This is a genomic window from Pseudomonas saudimassiliensis, from assembly GCF_000939975.1.
Lineage (GTDB): Bacteria > Pseudomonadota > Gammaproteobacteria > Pseudomonadales > Pseudomonadaceae > Halopseudomonas > Halopseudomonas saudimassiliensis.
In genome coordinates, this window is record NZ_LK391969.1 from 573,781 (window position 1) to 590,580 (window position 16,800).

General features: G+C 64.5%; 16 protein-coding genes. 3 read left to right on the forward strand and 13 right to left on the reverse strand.

Annotated features, from left to right (window positions below):
* Window positions 1–12: 12 nt before the first annotated feature.
* The 6 genes from VG99_RS02780 to VG99_RS02805 form a co-directional block, all read right to left on the reverse strand.
* Window positions 13–2,247, reverse strand: a complete 2,235-nt coding sequence (locus VG99_RS02780; protein ID WP_044498219.1) for a bifunctional prephenate dehydrogenase/3-phosphoshikimate 1-carboxyvinyltransferase — start codon at window positions 2,245–2,247, stop codon at window positions 13–15.
* 7 nt (window positions 2,248–2,254) lie between these two features.
* Window positions 2,255–3,367: a histidinol-phosphate transaminase gene (gene hisC / locus VG99_RS02785; protein ID WP_044498220.1), complete on the reverse strand. Its 1,113-nt coding sequence runs from the start codon at window positions 3,365–3,367 to the stop codon at window positions 2,255–2,257.
* An 89-nt stretch (window positions 3,368–3,456) separates the two neighbouring features.
* Entirely contained in the window at window positions 3,457–4,554 is a 1,098-nt protein-coding gene (pheA, locus tag VG99_RS02790; protein ID WP_044498221.1) for a prephenate dehydratase, read from the reverse strand.
* A 5-nt stretch (window positions 4,555–4,559) separates the two neighbouring features.
* Window positions 4,560–5,645: a 3-phosphoserine/phosphohydroxythreonine transaminase gene (gene serC, locus VG99_RS02795; RefSeq protein ID WP_044498222.1), complete on the reverse strand. Its 1,086-nt coding sequence runs from the start codon at window positions 5,643–5,645 to the stop codon at window positions 4,560–4,562.
* A gap of 7 nt (window positions 5,646–5,652) precedes the next feature.
* Complete coding sequence (gyrA, locus tag VG99_RS02800) at window positions 5,653–8,271, reverse strand: DNA gyrase subunit A (protein ID WP_044498223.1); 2,619 nt, start codon at window positions 8,269–8,271, stop codon at window positions 5,653–5,655.
* Between the two features lie 183 nt (window positions 8,272–8,454).
* Window positions 8,455–9,492: a s-methyl-5-thioribose-1-phosphate isomerase gene (locus VG99_RS02805; protein WP_044498224.1), complete on the reverse strand. Its 1,038-nt coding sequence runs from the start codon at window positions 9,490–9,492 to the stop codon at window positions 8,455–8,457.
* A gap of 212 nt (window positions 9,493–9,704) precedes the next feature.
* Here VG99_RS02805 and ubiG point away from each other — a divergent pair, with 212 nt between their 5' ends.
* Genes ubiG through VG99_RS02820 form a run of 3 tightly spaced genes read left to right on the forward strand, consistent with a single transcriptional unit; the run spans window position 9,705 to window position 11,824 of the window.
* A complete protein-coding gene (gene ubiG, locus VG99_RS02810; RefSeq protein ID WP_239419785.1) occupies window positions 9,705–10,406 on the forward strand; it encodes a bifunctional 2-polyprenyl-6-hydroxyphenol methylase/3-demethylubiquinol 3-O-methyltransferase UbiG in 702 nt (233 codons plus the stop codon).
* A 1-nt stretch (window position 10,407) separates the two neighbouring features.
* Window positions 10,408–11,088: an HAD family hydrolase gene (locus tag VG99_RS02815; protein ID WP_044498226.1), complete on the forward strand. Its 681-nt coding sequence runs from the start codon at window positions 10,408–10,410 to the stop codon at window positions 11,086–11,088.
* A complete protein-coding gene (locus VG99_RS02820) occupies window positions 11,081–11,824 on the forward strand; it encodes a YciK family oxidoreductase (protein WP_044498227.1) in 744 nt (247 codons plus the stop codon). The genes VG99_RS02815 and VG99_RS02820 overlap by 8 nt, the downstream gene beginning before the upstream one ends.
* Window positions 11,825–11,957: 133 nt before the next feature.
* Here the strand turns inward: VG99_RS02820 and VG99_RS02825 are convergent, their stop codons facing one another.
* The 7 genes from VG99_RS02825 to VG99_RS02855 all read right to left on the reverse strand — a co-directional run.
* A complete protein-coding gene (locus VG99_RS02825) occupies window positions 11,958–12,353 on the reverse strand; it encodes a DUF2802 domain-containing protein (protein WP_044498228.1) in 396 nt (131 codons plus the stop codon).
* A gap of 4 nt (window positions 12,354–12,357) precedes the next feature.
* Window positions 12,358–12,837, reverse strand: a complete 480-nt coding sequence (locus VG99_RS02830; protein ID WP_044498229.1) for a chemotaxis protein CheW — start codon at window positions 12,835–12,837, stop codon at window positions 12,358–12,360.
* Window positions 12,838–12,895: 58 nt separating this feature from the next.
* Complete coding sequence (locus tag VG99_RS02835; protein ID WP_044498230.1) at window positions 12,896–13,615, reverse strand: CheW domain-containing protein; 720 nt, start codon at window positions 13,613–13,615, stop codon at window positions 12,896–12,898.
* Between the two features lie 82 nt (window positions 13,616–13,697).
* Window positions 13,698–14,519, reverse strand: coding sequence for a ParA family protein (locus VG99_RS02840; RefSeq protein ID WP_044498231.1), 822 nt, complete (start codon window positions 14,517–14,519; stop codon window positions 13,698–13,700).
* Window positions 14,520–14,550: 31 nt separating this feature from the next.
* Window positions 14,551–15,420 carry a flagellar motor protein MotD gene (gene motD / locus VG99_RS02845; protein ID WP_044498232.1) on the reverse strand — a complete coding sequence of 290 codons (870 nt, stop codon included), beginning with the start codon at window positions 15,418–15,420 and terminating at the stop codon, window positions 14,551–14,553.
* A gap of 3 nt (window positions 15,421–15,423) precedes the next feature.
* The gene (locus tag VG99_RS02850) at window positions 15,424–16,164 is read right to left on the reverse strand and encodes a flagellar motor protein (protein ID WP_044498233.1); all 741 of its coding nucleotides are present in this window, start codon (window positions 16,162–16,164) and stop codon (window positions 15,424–15,426) included.
* The coding region (locus VG99_RS02855) for a chemotaxis protein CheB (protein WP_275425464.1) at window positions 16,164–16,800 on the reverse strand (637 nt) is incomplete at its 5' end. The genes VG99_RS02855 and VG99_RS02850, both read right to left, overlap by 1 nt.

Below are 16,800 nucleotides of genomic sequence, written 5' to 3' on the forward strand. Positions count from 1 at the left end.
CTGTATCAGCCGTCACGCGCTTTCCTCCTGGCGGATATTGATGCCCACCGAGCGCGCCAGGTCGATGAACCCGGGGAACGAGGTGCCCACGTGGATGCAGTCGGTAATGCGGATTTCGCCGGTGGCGCGCAGTGACGCAACGGCGAAGGACATGGCGATGCGGTGGTCCATGTGGCTATCGATGGTCGCACTGCCCATTACGCCGCCCTCGATGACAATGCCGTCGGGCGTCGGCTCGGCCTTGATGCCCAGCGCCTGCAGGCCGTCGGCCATGACCTGGATGCGGTCGGATTCCTTGACCCGCAGCTCCTCGGCGCCGCGCAGCACGGTGCGCCCTTCTGCGCAGGCGGCGGCAACGAAGAGCACGGGAAATTCATCGATTGCCAGCGGTACCTGGTCCAGGGGAATCTCGATTCCCTTGAGCCCGGCGTAGCGGATACGGATATCGGCCACCGGCTCGCCACCCACTTCGCGCTCGTTGCTCAGGGTGATGTCGCCGCCCATGGCCCGCAGGATATTGATCACGCCGATGCGGGTGGGGTTGATGCCGACATGCTCCAGGGTGAGGTCGGAGCCTTCGGCTATGCTCGCGGCGACCATGAAGAAGGCCGCCGAGGAGATATCCGCCGGCACGTCGATCTTGCCGCCGGTCAGCCTGTGGCCGGATTCGACCGTGGCCGTGGCACCGTCGACCTGCACCGGATAGCCGAAGCCCCGCAGCATGCGCTCGGTATGATCACGGGTGGGCGCCGGCTCGGTGACCGAGGTCTTGCCTTCGGCATACAGCCCCGCCAGCAACAGGCAGGATTTGACCTGCGCGCTCGCCATGGGCATGACATATTGCATACCCTTGAGCTGACTCTCGGCACCCTTGATAAGCAACGGTGGCCGGCCGTCGGCACCGGTATCGATGCTCGCACCCATCTCCCGCAGCGGATTGGCGACCCGCCCCATTGGGCGTTTGGTCAGGGAGGCATCCCCGGTCAGTTCGGTGGTGAATTGCTGGCCCGCCAGCAGCCCCGCTAGCAGTCGCATGGAGGTGCCGGAGTTACCCACATAAATCGGCCCCGGCGGCGCCTGCAAACCGTGCAGGCCAACACCATGGATGGTCACCCGGCCGTGGTGTGGGCCTTCGATGACTACGCCCATGTCGCGGAACGCCTGCAGGGTGGCAAGACTGTCCTCACCTTCCAGGAAACCCTCCACTTCGGTGACCCCCTCGGCAATGGAGCCGAGCATGATCGAGCGGTGGGAAATGGACTTGTCACCCGGGACGCGGATACGACCCTGTACGCTGGTACCGGGGTTGGCGATGAAGTTGATTGATTGAGTCTGCATGGGTTCCATATATGCCCTGCGGGCCAGAATCTTGCTGAAATGCTCGCGTGCGGATCGGGCCCGGGTGAACACACCCAACAGGGTGTTTGCGTCCCTCTCCTCGACCGCTGCGCGCAAGCGGCTTAAATCGTGGGTGAAATCGTCCAGGCTGCGCAACACCGCATCGCGGTTGGCCAGGAACACATCCCGCCACATGACCGGGTCGCTGGCGGCGATCCGGGTGAAATCTCGAAAACCACCGGCAGCATAGCGGAATATTTCCAGGTTTTCGCTGCGCGAAGCCAGGGTGTCGACCAGCGAGAAGGCCAGCAGATGGGGGAGATGACTGGTGGCCGCCAGCACTTCGTCATGGTCGGCCAGGGGCATGTCCTCGACATCTGCGCCCAGGGCACGCCAGGCCTGACGCACCAGGGCCAGGGCTGGCTCGCCGGTTTCTTCGAGCGGCGTCAGTATCACCTTGTGATTGCGAAACAGCTGGGCGTCGGCCGCCTCCACTCCACTGCGCTCGGACCCGGCAATCGGGTGCCCGGGCACGAAGTGCGGCGGAATGCAGCCAAAGGCGCCCCGTACTGCGTCGACGACCGCATTCTTGGTGCTGCCGGCATCGGTGATCACCGCCTGCCCCAGATCCAGCTTGGCCAATTGGCCCAGTACCCGCTCCATGGCCAGTACCGGTACCGCCAGCATGATCAGGTCAGCGCCCTGCACGGCCTCGGCCAGATCGTCGGTGACCCGGTCGACCACCCCCAGCGGGACAGCCTGGCGCAGCGTCGCCGGATCATGATCGCAGCCCACCACCTCCCGGCAGAGCCCGGACTGGCGCAGACCCTTGGCAAAGGAGCCGCCGATCAGACCCAGGCCGACAACCGCCAGGCGGCCAAGGAGCGGCCCGGCGGAAGCCGTCGTCACGAGGCTTTCATTCACCTTGCAGAACCCTGGCCAGCGCCTCGAGGAAACGCTTGTTTTCCTGGGGCAGGCCGATGGATACGCGGAGATGGTTCGGCATGCCGTAACCGGCGATCGGGCGGACAATCACGCCCTCGCGCAGCAGGCCCTGATAGACGGGCGCGGCCTCCCGGCCGAGGTCGACGGCAATGAAGTTGCCGCGCGAGGCGATCCAGGCCAGCCCCAGCTCGCGGAAGCCCTGCTCCAGCTGCGCCATGCCCTCGCGGTTGGCGCGGCGGCTTTCCGCCAGATAGGTAGTGTCTTCCAGACTGGCAACGGCGGCGGCCAGCGCCAGGCTGTTGACGTTGAAGGGTTGCCGCACGCGGTTCAGCACATCGGCAATCTGCGGGTCGCTGATTGCATAGCCCACGCGCAGGGCGGCCAGGCCGTAGGCTTTGGAGAAGGTCCGGCTGACAATCAGGTTGGGGTACCGCCCGATGAAGTCGAAGCCGTTGAGGGCATCGGCGACGTTGACATATTCGGTGTAGGCTTCATCCAGCACTACCAGCACGCGCTCGGGCACCGCAGCCATGAAGGCTTCGAACTCGGCGCGCTCGATCCAGGTACCGGTCGGGTTGTTCGGGTTGGCAATGAATACCAGGCGCGTGGCCGGGGTAATCGCCGCCGCCATGGCTTCCAAGTCGTGGCCCCATTCGCGGGCCGGTACTTCAATGGCCGTCGCGCCCACGGCCTGGGTGACAATCGGATAGACCGCAAAGGCGTGCTGACTGAAGACCACCTCGGTGCCGGGAGCGAGGAAGGCCCGCGCCAGCAGCTCGAGAATGTCATTGGAGCCATTGCCCAGGGTAATCATCGGCAGGTCGAAACCGAAGCGCCGGGACAGGGCCTGCTTGAGGGCGAAGCCGTTACCGTCGGGGTAGCGGGTCAGTTCCGGCAGGGCTTCCTGGATCGCCTTGAGCGCCATGGGCGCCGGACCGAGGGGGTTCTCGTTGCTCGCCAGCTTGATGATGTCGGCCGGCTCGAGACCAAACTCGCGGGCCAGCTCTTCCACCGGCTTGCCGGGAACGTAGGGGGACAGCTCTTGCACGCCTGGCAGCGCCAGGCTCAGGAAATCGCAACTCATGACAACGCCTCAAGCTTCAGGCCGCAGGCTCCAAGCGACATCATCTGCCAAACCGCTTGCAGCTTGCCGCCGGTAGCCTGCCGCTACGGTTAAAGTACCGCCTTCGGATAGGACCCCAGGATCTTCAGCGCGACGGACTCCTCGCGGATCTTCTCCAGGGCATCGCGGATCAGTGGATCATGCTGGTGACCGAGGAAATCAATGAAGAATACATAGGTCCATTTACCGCTGCGTGACGGCCGGGTTTCGATGCGGGTCAGATCGATGCCGTTATCGTGGAACGGCTGCAACAGGTGATGCAGCACACCCGGCCGGTTGTTCATCGAGACAATGATGGAAGTCTTGTCGTCGCCGGTCGGAGGCACTTCCTGGTTGCCGATCATCAGAAAGCGGGTGGAGTTATCCGGGCGATCCTCAATCTTCTCGGCAATACAGGTCAGGCCGTACAGCTCGCCAGCGATATCACCGGCAATCGCTGCCGAGTTCCACTCACCCTTGACCCGGCGCGCCGCCTCGGCGTTGCTCGCCACCGCCACCCGCTCGACGTTCGGGTAATGGGCGTCCAGCCACTTGCGGCACTGGGCCAGAGACTGGGCATGGGAATAGACCCGGGAAATCTTGTCGGTGCGGGTATTCTCACCCACCAGCAGATGATGGTGAATGCGCAGCTCCACCTCGCCACAGATCACCAGGTCATGTTCGAGGAAGCTGTCGAGGGTGTGATTGATTGCGCCCTCGGTGGAATTTTCCACCGGCACCACCCCGAAATGCACCGCCCCCGCCGCCACTTCACGGAAGATCTCATCAATCGCCGCCATGGGCACACTGTTGACCGAGTGACCAAAGTGCTTGAGCGCTGCGGCCTGGGTGAAGGTTCCCTCCGGCCCGAGATAGGCGACGCGCAGGGGTTCTTCCAGGGCCAGGCAGGCGGACATGATCTCGCGAAACAGCCGCGCGACCTCTTCGTTGTCCAGCGGCCCCTTGTTCAGCTCCATGATGTGCTTGAGCACCCAGGCTTCCCGTTCGGGTCGGTAGAACACCGGCTTCTCGCCTTCGGCCAGCGACTTCTGCTTGACCTCGGCCACTGTCTGGGCACAACGCGCACGCTCGTTGATCAGCTCCAGCAGCTTCTCGTCGAGCGCGTCGATGCGGTTGCGCAGGGCCTTGAGTTGCGCTTCGTCGGACATGTCATTCAACCGTGCTGTTGTTCAAATTCGGCCATGTAGGCCACCAGTGCATCCACTGCCGCTTCCGGCACCGCGTTGTAGAGGGAGGCACGCATGCCGCCCACCGAGCGGTGGCCCTTGAGGTTGAGCAGGCCACGTTCCTCGGCACCGGCCAGGAAGGGCTTGTCCAGCCGATCATCGGCCAGGCGGAAGGGGATATTCATCCACGACCGATCGGCGACGTTGATCGGGTTGCTGTAGAACTCGCTGGCATCGATGGCCGCGTACAGCTTGCGCTGCTTGGCGTCATTGATGCGTTCCATGGCCTCGACCCCACCCTGGGCCTTGAGCCACTTGAACACCAGCCCGGACAGGTACCAGGCGAAGGTCGGCGGCGTGTTGTACATGGAGCCGTTCTTGGCCGCGACACTGTAGTCGAGCATGGTCGGACATTTGCTGTGGGCCTTGCCCAGCAGATCCTCGCGGACGATGACCACGGTCAACCCGCTGGGCCCGATGTTCTTCTGCGCACCGGCATAGAGCAGACCGAAGCGCGACACATCCAGCGGTCGGGACAGGATATCGGAGGACACATCGGCTACCAGGGGTTTGTCGCCCACCTCGGGAATCCAGTTGAATTCCACACCACCGATGGTCTCGTTGGGCGTGTAGTGCACGTAGGCAGCATTGTCGGACAACTGCCATTCGTTCTGGCCGGGAATCGCAAAATAGTCATATTCCTTGGCCGAGGCGGCGACGTTGACGTGGCCGTAGCGGGCGGCTTCCTCGATGGCCTTGCGCGACCAGATGCCGGTGTCGATGTAATCGGCACTGCCGTCCTCACCGAGCAGGTTCAGCGGGATCTGCGCGAACTGCTGGCTGGCGCCGCCCTGGAGAAACAGCACCTTGTAGTCGGACGGGATGCTCAGCAGGTCGCGCAGGTCCTGTTCGGCCTGCTCGGCGATGCCGACGAACTCGTCGCTGCGGTGGCTCATTTCCATGACCGACAGACCCTTGCCCTGCCAGTCGGTCAATTCGTCCCTGGCTGTCTGCAGTACCGCTTCCGGCAAGGCAGCCGGGCCCGCACAGAAATTGAACAGTCGCTTGCTCACCTTAACCTCACTCTTGCTCGTCAGTGGTTCCGGCGCTGTCTTCAGCTACGCCGGCATCGGTCTCGCCAACTTCTTCCTCGTCGCCCTCTTCTTCAGAAGGCTCCTGCACACGTTCCAGGCCGACCAGCTTCTCGCCGTTGCCCAGCTTGATCAGGGTCACGCCCTGGGTGTTGCGCGACAGGCTGGATACTTCCGATACGCGGGTCCGCACCAGGGTACCCTGGTCGGAAATCAGCATGATTTCCTCGCCTTCGACCACCTGCACCGCGCCCACCAGCGGGCCATTGCGGTCGTTGGTGACCATGGCGATCACGCCCTGGCCACCGCGCTTGTACTGCGGGAAGTCCTCGACCGGAGTGCGCTTGCCGTAGCCGTGCTGGGAAGCCGTGAGGATCTCGGTGCCGTCCTCGGCAATCAGCATGGACACCAGACGCTGCCCTTCCGGCAGGCGCATGCCGCGTACGCCGCGGGCGGTACGGCCCATGGCGCGCACGTCGGTTTCATTGAAGCGTGTCACCTTGCCGCCGTCGGAGAACAGCATGATCTGCTTGTTGCCGTCGGTCAGCGCAGCGCTGATCAGGGTATCGCCCTCGTCCAGATCCAGGGCGATCAGGCCGACGCTGCGCTGGCGGCTGAACTGGGGCAGCGGGGTCTTCTTCACGGTGCCGTTGGCGGTGGCCATGAAGATGAACCAGCCCTCGGTGTACTCCTCCACCGGCAACATGGTGGTGATGTACTCACCCTCGTCCAGCGGCAGCAGGTTGACCAGCGGCCGGCCACGGGCCGTACGCGAGGCTTCCGGAATCTCGTAGGTCTTCAGCCAGTAGACCTTGCCCTTGCTGGAGAACAGCATGAGCGTGGTATGGCTGTTGGCGACCAGCAGGTGGGACACATAGTCCTCATCCTTGACGCCGGTGGCTGCCTTGCCCCGGCCACCGCGGCGCTGGGCGTTGTAGTCCGACAGCGGCTGGCTCTTGGCATAGCCGCCATGGGAAATGGTCACCACGCGGTCTTCTTCGGTGATCAGGTCGGCCACGCTCAGATCCAGACGCGAGGCGATGATTTCGGTACGGCGCTCATCACCGAAATTGGTCCGGATGGTTTCCAATTCCTCGACGATGACTTCCATCAACCGCTCTTCGCTGTTGAGGATGCGCAGCAGCTCGCCGATCTGCACCAGGATTTCCTGGTATTCGGACAGCAGCTTGTCGTGCTCCAGCCCGGTCAGGCGATGCAGACGCAGGTCCAGGATTGCCTGGGCCTGTTCGGGGGACAGGTAATATTTGCCATCGTGCAGACCGTACTGCTCGGGCAGTTCGTCCGGACGGCAGGATTCAGCACCGGCGCGCTCGACCATCTCCATCACCGCACCGGGCTCCCAGGCGGCAGCCAACAGGCGCTCGCGGGCTTCGGCCGGGGATGGCGACGCCTTGATCAAGGCGATGACCGGGTCGATATTCGACAGGGCCACCGCCTGGCCTTCGAGGATATGCCCCCGCTCGCGAGCCTTGCGCAGCTCGTAGACGGTACGGCGGGTCACCACTTCACGGCGGTGGCGGATGAAGGCGTCCAGCAGTTCCTTCAGGTTGAGGATCCGCGGCTGGCCGTCCAGCAGACCGACCACGTTGATGCCGAACACGTTCTGCATCTGGGTCTGGGCATAGAGGTTGTTGAGGATGACCTCGGCCACCTCGCCCCGGCGCAGCTCGATGACCACGCGCATACCGTCCTTGTCGGACTCATCACGCAGCTCGCTGATGCCTTCGAGTTTCTTTTCCTTGACCAGCTCGGCGATGCGCTCGATCAGCTTGGCCTTGTTGACCTGGTAGGGCAGCTCATGGATCAGGATCTGCTGGCGGCCACCGACCTTGTCGATGTCCTCGATGGAGCAGCGCGCCCGCACATAGATGCGGCCACGGCCGGTCTTGTAGGCTTCAACGATACCGGCACGGCCGTTGATGATACCGGCGGTGGGGAAATCGGGGCCCGGGATGTGCTCCATCAACTCCTCGATGGACATGTCCGGGTTGGCGATCAGCGCCAGGCAACCGTTGATCACTTCGGTCAGGTTGTGCGGCGGAATGTTGGTCGCCATGCCGACGGCGATACCACTGGAGCCGTTGACCAGCAGGTTGGGCACGCGGGTGGGCAGCACCTCGGGAATCTGCTCGGTGCCGTCGTAGTTAGGCACCCAGTCGACGGTTTCCTTGTCCAGGTCGGCCAGCAGCTCGTGGGCCAGCTTGGTCATGCGGATTTCGGTATAACGCATCGCCGCGGCGCTGTCGCCGTCCACTGAACCGAAGTTACCCTGACCGTCAACCAGCAGGTAGCGCAGGGAGAATGGCTGGGCCATGCGAACGATGGTGTCGTACACCGCCAAGTCGCCATGGGGGTGGTATTTACCAATCACGTCCCCGACCACACGGGCCGATTTCTTGTACGGCTTGTTCCAATCGTTGTTGAGTTCGCTCATGGCGAACAGCACGCGGCGGTGCACCGGCTTCAGACCGTCGCGCACATCGGGCAGGGCCCGCCCGACGATCACGCTCATGGCGTAGTCAAGGTACGATTGCTTCAGCTCATCTTCGATATTGACTGGAGAAATTTCTCTGGCCAGCTCACCCATGAAACGGCATTCCTTTTATTGTTGGCTACCTGACGGCGCCAATGCGCATTCAGCGCGGAACGGGGTCCGGCTCGGGGCCGGATCAAAGCCCGGAATGATACCACATCGCGCGCTCCGGCGGGAGATGGCGCACCTTGCTGAGCGCCAGTTCACAGCACCTGACCGGCGGGCCGGCAGGTCAGGTCAGTGCAAACGACGTGGACTCAGCAATTCGGCCAGCTTGACCTCGTCCGGGCGCTCGATGATGCCTTTTTCAGTCACGATCACGTCGATCAGGTCGGCGGGCGTCACGTCGAACAGCGCCTCCCCCGCCGGCGCGTCCTGCTCCTCACCCAGTTCGACGTCGTCGGCCGTCTCCAGCGTCAGATCAATGCAGGAGCTGGGCGCCACCACCATGAAACGCAGACCGTGGTGCATCGCCAGCACAGCCAGACCGTAGGTCCCGATGGCGTTGACCACATCGCCATTACCGGCGATGCGCTCGGCGCCGACCACCACCCAGCTGGGACTGGCTTCCTTCATCAGATGCCCGGCGACCGTATCGGCATGCAGCGTTGCCGGCAGGTCGTACTGCTGCAGCTCCCAATGGGTGACCAGACCGGCATTGCCGGGCCGGCTCTCGCAGACCTCAACCTGGGCCACCAGGCCCGCCCCGTGGGCTGCCTGGATCACCCCGAGCACGCCACCCCGGCCGCTGCCGGATAAAGCACCGGCGTGGCCGAAGGTCATCAGCGTCTGGGGCTGGCGGTCGTGCCGCCGGATTACCTGCATGCCGAGCTTGGCCATGACCCGATTCGCTTCGCTGTCGCTGGCATGGATACCCAGCGCGGCTTCGGCGAGCAGCGCCGGCACGTCCGCAGAGAGGCCCAGCGGGCGACGTAGCCGCTCCTGCAGCATGCGCAGCGCCCAGGTCAGCGGCTCCGCCGAGGGACGCGCCTCGGCCAGCAGTTCGAAGTCCGCCGCCAAGGCGCCGGACCAGTCCGCGGCCTGGCCCAGGCGTCTGGCCGCCAGGGCGATACCGTAGGCGGCGGCGATGCCCACCGAGGCGGGCCCCTGCACCACGCCGTCGCGGATGGCCGCAGCGACCTGGGGCGCGTCAGTGCAATCGATCCAGAGATGTTCTTCGGGCAGGCGGCGATGATCGAGGATACGCAGACTGTCGCCGCGCCACTCCATCGCCTGGACGCCGCGCTGGTCAGCGCCTTGGGGTTGAAACTGCATGAACGACTCCAGCGGGAAAACATCATTATACTCGGGGCAGTACCGAAAGACTCCCCCGCACCGCACCCCCGCGAGCAAATGTCGCTGCCAGCGGCAAAAATGAGAGGGTATACTGCTGGCCATGCGACGGACGAGCTGGGCCAAGGCCCAGACGAACACACTCAAAGCCGGCACCCGGACGCGGGTCAGGCAGATGCAACAAGGGGATCATGATGACGCTGAATGTCGACCGGGCGGAAATCGCCAAATTCGAGGCCCTGGCCAGCCGCTGGTGGGATCGGGAAAGCGAATTCAAGCCGCTGCATGAGATCAACCCGCTGCGTATCAACTGGATCGATGAAAAGTCCTCGCTGGCCGGCAAGGAAGTGCTCGACGTCGGCTGCGGTGGCGGCATCCTCACCGAAGCCATGGCCCAGCGCGGCGCCCGGGTGACCGGGATCGACATGGGCGAAGCGCCCCTGTCCGTGGCCCGCCTGCACCAGCTCGAATCCGGCGTGGAAGTGGAATACCAGCAATGCACCGCCGAGGAGATGGCGACCCTGCACCCGGGCCGTTTCGACGTCGTTACCTGCATGGAGATGCTCGAGCACGTACCGGACCCGGCTTCCGTGATCCGCGCCTGCGCCACCCTGGTCAAGCCCGGCGGCCACGTGTTCTTCTCGACCATCAACCGCAACGCCAAGTCCTTCGCCTTTGCCATCGTCGGTGCCGAATACGTGCTGCGCATGCTGCCGCGGGGCACCCATGAATACGCCAAGTTCATCCGGCCCGCCGAACTGGGCGGCTGGTGCCGCCAGGCCGGGCTGGATATGCAGGACATCATCGGCTTGACCTACAACCCGCTGCTGCGGCACTACAAGCTGGCCAATGACGTGGACGTCAACTACATGATCCACTGCCAGCGCGGAGCCTGAGATGCTGGACAGCGTCCTGTTCGACCTGGACGGCACCCTGCTGGACACCGCCGACGAGTTCCTGGCGATCATCCGCCAGATGCGCCAGGACCGGGGCCTGCCGGATGCCCCGCTGCACCTGATCCGCTCAACCGTCTCCGACGGCTCGGCCGGCATGCTCTGCGCAGCGTTCTCCATCACCCCCGAACATGCCGACTTTGCCGAACTGCGCGACGACTTCCTGGACCGTTACCAGCAGCAACTGGCAGTACATACCCAGCCGTTCCCCGGCATCCCCGAGCTATTGGACTGGTTGGACGCCGAGGGGCTGCCCTGGGGCGTGGTGACCAACAAAATGAGCCGGTTCAGTATTCCCCTGCTGGCCGCTACCGGCCTGGCCGAACGGTGCGCCAGCCTGGTGTGCCCAGACCAGGTCACCCACGGCAAGCCACACCCCGAGCCGCTGCTCAAGGCCTGCGCGGAGATGGGCGTAGACCCGACCCGCAGCGTGTTCGTCGGCGATCACCTGCGGGATATCCAGGCCGGTCAGGCGGCCGGCATGCGTACCGTCGCTGCCCTTTACGGTTATCTGCCGGCGGGCGATGATCCGCACCAATGGAATGCGAGTTTCAGTATCGAGAATGCCGCTGCTCTGCGCCCCTGGCTGGAGCAGCAACGGACCAAGGAGTTTTCCGATGTTTGACTACCAAGCCCCCAAGGACCTGCTGCAGGGCCGCGTGATCCTGATTACCGGCGCCGGTGATGGTATTGGCCGCGCCTGCGCACTGAGCTGCGCCGCCCATGGCGCGACCGTGGTACTGCTGGGTCGGACCCTGAGCAAACTGGAAGCGGTCTATGATGAAATCGAGGCCGCTGGCTACCCCAAGCCGGCGATCTGCCCACTGAACCTGGAAACTGCGGTAGAGAAGGACTACAACGACCTGGCCGATCAGCTGTTCGACACCTTCGGCAAGCTCGACGGGCTGGTCCACAACGCTGCCCAGCTGGGCCCGCGGACCCTGATCGAGAGCGTCAAGGACGAAGCCTGGCTGGAGCTCATGCAGGTCAACGTCAATGCGCCCTTCTTTCTCAGCAAGGCCATGTTCCCGCTGCTGCGCGCGGCGCCCGATGCCTCGATCATCTTCCTGTCCTCCAGTGTCGGCCGCAAGGCCCGGGCCTACTGGGGCCCCTACGCGGTGACCAAGTTCGCCATCGAGGGGCTGATGCAGGTGATGGCCGACGAGCAGGACGGCACCAGCGAGATCCGCGTCAACAGCGTCAACCCCGGCGCCACCCGCACCGCCATGCGCAAGGCTGCCTACCCCGCCGAAGAGCCGGAAAAGAACCCCGAGCCCGCGGATATCATGCCGGTATTCCTCTACCTGCTCGGCCCGGACAGCAAGGGTGTAAACGGCCAGGCGCTGGACGCGCGGGGGTAAGCGGCAACCGCCCCGCCGCAGGGGAGCCCCACCGCCCCGAGGCGGGGCTCCTACAATAACCGAGCAAGATGCAACCTTTGTAGGAGCGGCGCCTCGCCGCGATCGGGATTATGGGCAGCGCTGAAGCTGAAGTTTATTTGGCGCCGTGCAGCTTGAGCATCAGCTCGGCTTCGCTGCGGGTCAGGCCGCAGGATTGCATGAGGTCGTCGAGGCTGGCGCCCATGCCGACCAGGCGGCTGGCCTGGTTGTAGGGCATGGTGTGCATGTCCTGCTGTTCCAGCCGCTGTTGCTTGTTTTCCAGCTGGGTCAGTTTGCTGCGCAGGCTGATCAGCTCCTCCCCCATGCGGATATGACTCTGCTGATATTCGGCCAAACGCTGGGTCAGTTTGTCCAGCCGACCCTCCATGCTCGCCTCCAGGGCCAGCTGGCGCTGCCCCAGCCGCCGGACCGCGAGGATGGACGCTACCAGCGCGGCGACCAGCAGCCCCAGCAGCAGTCCAGCCAATAGCAGCAGCGAGCGGTCATCCATCGGATCAGATATCCTGCAGCTCGGCCCACTCATCCTCGGTCATCATCTTTTCCAGATCGACCAGAATGAGCAGCTCGTCGTTCTTGTTGCTGACGCCCTGGATAAACTTGGCCGACTCGTCGGTGCCGACGTTGGGCGCCGTTTCGATGTCGGACTGGCGCAGGTACACCACCTCCGCCACGCTGTCGACCAGGATGCCGATCACCTGCCGGTCCGCTTCGATGATGACGATGCGGGTCTGGTCGGTGACCGGCGCGGGCATCAGGCCGAAGCGCTGGCGGGTGTCAATTACGGTGACCACGTTGCCGCGCAGGTTGATGATGCCCAACACATAGGACGGCGCGCCGGGCACCGGGGCAATCTCGGTATGGCGCAGCACTTCCTGCACCTGCATCACGTTGATGCCGTAGGTTTCGTTGTCCAGGCGGAAGGTCACCCACTGCAGGATCGGGTCATCGGCGCGCTGTGCGGTATTGTCTTTCATCTTCAACTCTCGACCTTGTTGGTTCCATCCGGCCGGTGGCGCGGCGGAAGTGTTGGTTTCATCCTAATCGTGCGTCGGTCTGTTTGCCAGCGGTGATCAACGTGGCAAGCGCGTCAACGTCCACCAAAGCGCACATCTGATCAATCAACGTGCCGGCCAGCCAGGGCCGTTTGCCCTGCCCCGAGCGCCACTTGATCTGGCTGGGGTCCAGGCGGATGGACTGGCTCACGCCATGCACCGCCATCCCCCACTCATGCCCCTGCACGGAAATGACGAAGCGCAGGGTATCGCGCAGATCCGGGGTGTAGCGCTCAGGCATGATCCAGCGCGCGGTATCCAGTACCCGGAGATTGCCGGCCTGGGTTGGCAGCAGGCCGAGGAACCAGTCCGGCTGGCCGAACAGGGGCGTGATGGGGCCGTCCAGGGAATGGATGCTGCCCAGGGACACCAGCGGCACCGCCAGGGTCAGCCCACCGACATCGAACAGCAGCGCCTCGAAGGGCGCCTCCCGCCAGGCAGCGTTGGCCGCCGCGGCAGGTGGGGGCATTTCCGGTTCAGGCTCGGGCTCCGGCAACGGGCTGGCCATTGGCGCTGGCTCGACCTTGGAAACGACCAGCGGCTCGGGCCGGCGTACCGGTACCGGCGCCATCTCCACCACGGGCGGGGCCGGCGGCTCGGCCAGCGCCAGCTCCACAGCGGCCTCCTGCAGCAACGCATCCAGATAGGACTGGATGGTCTGCTCGGGAACATAGTGCTGTACGGGCAAGGGGGTGTTCATCTGTCGTCTCGGGTCCCGAATCGGATCTGCAAAAACCGGCAGCGCCGGGTCACTCAGGTTATCGGCCGCGGGCCGCCGAGCATTAGCCGACTGCGCGCACGCCCGCCGCTGCAGCAACCTCTTCCCGTTTTGGCGTGACGTGTACCAGCAGGTACCGCAGCAAGGCGCGGTAGGCCAGCACGCCGCGGGCGTTGCTCTCCAGACGCGACGGCACCACGCCTGCCAGGCTGGCGTCGCGCAGCTTGGTGTCGATCGGCACGTAGGCCTGCCACAGCTGGTCGGCGTAATCCCGGCGCAGGGTGCGCAGGGTGCTCAGCGAGGCCTGGGTACGGCGGTCGAACAGCGTTGGGACTATGGTGTAGGGCAGCGCCTGGCGCCGGGAGCGGTTGACCATGTTCAGGGTATGGACCATACGCTCCAGCCCCTTCATGGCGAGAAACTCGGTCTGCACGGGGATCACCAGCTGCTCGCAGGCGGCCAGGGCGTTGATCATGGACACGCCCAGCAAGGGTGGGCTGTCGATGATGACGAAGTCGAAATCGCCCCGTAATTGCTCCAGCGCGCGGGAGATCACCAAGCCAAAACCGCCCTGGGCCGCCGACTGGCGCTCCAGGGTCGCCAGCGCGGTGCTCGATGGCAGCAGCTGGATGTGTTCGTGGGAGGTCTCCAACAACAAGGCAGCGGCCAGCCCGGCGGGTACCCGCCCCTGGTGCTGGAACAGGTTGAACACGCTGCTGGTCAGGCGATCGGGGTCATGGCCGAAATAGCTGGTCATCGAGCCATGGGGGTCCAGATCCACCACCAGCACGCGCTTGCCCTGATCGGCCAGCAGACCGGCCAGCGCTACCGCCGACGTGGTCTTGCCTACTCCGCCCTTCTGATTGGCTACTGCCCAGACTCTCATGCTGATGTACTCCCACCCGTTAGCTGCCGCATCAGTTGATGCCCTGCATACCGCTGCCATCACCCGCCCCTGCCACCGGCGGACCGCTGGCCCCTTCGGCGCGGGCCTGGCGCATGGCCTGCGGGTCCGCCACGCCCTCCCGGGACTGTAAGTGTCGAGTCTCGGTGAAGCGCGACACCAGCAGCACCACCCGCCGGTTGGCCCTGCGCCCCGCTGGTGTGGCGTTGTCCGCCACCGGCCGATGCTCGCCATAGCCCACTGCAGCCAGCCGACCCGCGTCGATACCACCGGAGCTCAGCAGGCGAACCACGCTTGCGGCCCGCGCCGCGGACAGCTCCCAGTTGGTCGGATAGACCGACGAGCGGATCGGCACGTTATCCGTAAAACCTTCAACATGCACGGGATTGTCGTAGGGCGACAGGATCCCGGCGATCCGTTCAATCAGGCCAAAGGCGCTATCCAGCGGCAAGGCATCGCCGCTGGGAAACAGCAAGCCGGAATTCAGTTCGATCTCGATCCACAGCTCATTGGCGTGGATCCGCAGGTCGCCCACCGATATCAACTCACCAAAGGCCGCCTGCATGGCCTCGGCGATACTTTCCAAAGGATCCGCACCATCGCTGTCGTTGCTGCCCTGCCCTGCCGGAGCCTGCGGCGTCGCTTCCGGTTCCGGCGCCAGCGTGCGGGGCGTGTGCTCGCCGATCTGGATCGGCTCGGGCGTCGTCGGCGCCTGGCTGAACACCCCGATCAGCGACTCGGACAACACCTTGTACTTGCCCTCGTTGACCGAGGAAATGGAATACATCACCACGAAAAAGGCGAACAGCAGGGTAATGAAGTCCGCGTAGGACACCATCCAGCGTTCATTATTGACGTGCTCCTCTTCGCGGCGACGGCGCATGTCTCAGTCCAGGAAGCCTTCAAGCTTCAGTTCGATGGAGCGCGGATTTTCACCTTCGGCGATGGCCAGCAGCCCCTCCAGCAACATTTCCCGGTAACCGGATTGCTCGAGCACGACCGCCTTGAGCTTGTTGGCGATGGGCAGCAGGAACAGGTTGGCCAGCGCCACACCGTAGATAGTGGCAACAAAGGCCACGGCAATGCCGCTTCCGAGCATCGAGGGGTCCGCCAGGTTGCCCATGACGTGGATCAGCCCCATCACCGCGCCAATAATGCCGATGGTCGGCGCATAACCGCCCATGGCTTCGTAGACCCGGGCCGCCCGCAGATCGCTGTTCTCGCGGCTGACCAGCTCCACTTCGAGGATGCTGCGCAGGGTGTCTGGCTCGCAGCCGTCGGCCAGCAGCTGCAGCCCCTTGCGGGCGAACAGGTCGGTTTCCATCTCGGCGATGGTTTCCAACCCCAGCAGACCATCCTTGCGCGCGGTGTTGCTCCAGTTGACCACCTTGCCAATGCCCTCACGCAGCGGCACATCCGGCGACGCAAAAACCCAGGGAAACATGCCCAGGGCGCGCTTGAAGGCCGGCAGAGGCGTCTGAATGAAGGCCGCGCCCAGGGTGCCACCGATCACGATCAGCGCCGCCGGCCCGTTCATCAACGCCTGGATGTGCCCGCCTTCCAGGTGGTTGCCGCCGACAATGGCAACCACCGCCAGGATCACCCCGATGATGCTGAGAATATCCATCAGCCCAACTCGGCCAGGTAGCGGCCGATCTCATCGAGATCGTAGATGCCGTCGGCCAGCCCAGCCTTGGCCACGGCCATCGGCATGCCATAAATGACGCAGCTGGCCTCGTCCTGGGCCCAGATGGTGCTGCCGGCCTGCTTGAGCATGCGCGCGCCTTCGCGGCCATCGGCCCCCATGCCAGTCAGCACGATGGCCAATACCTGGTTCTGCAACGCCTTGGCAGCGGAGCCGAAGGTCACATCAACGCTGGGCTTGTAATTGAGGCGCTCGTCTCCCGGCAGGATGCGGATCACGCCGCGGCTATCGAGCATCATCTGCTTGCCACCCGGCGCCAGCAGCGCCAGGCCAGGACGGAGGGTGTCGCCGTCTTCGGCTTCGCGGACGGTGATCCGGCACAGGCGATCAAGGCGCTCGGCAAAGGCCTTGGTGAAGGTGCCGGGCATATGCTGGATCAACAGCAGGGGCGCCGGAAAGTCTGCCGGCAGTTGCGTCAGCACCCGCTGCAGGGCCACCGGGCCGCCAGTGGAGGTGCCGATGGCGACCAGCTTGTAGTTGCGCTTGCGCGGCGCGGCACTGCGCCGTACAGGCTCGGCCGGCGGCTGCGCAACGGGATGCTCAGGGCGAACCGGCGCC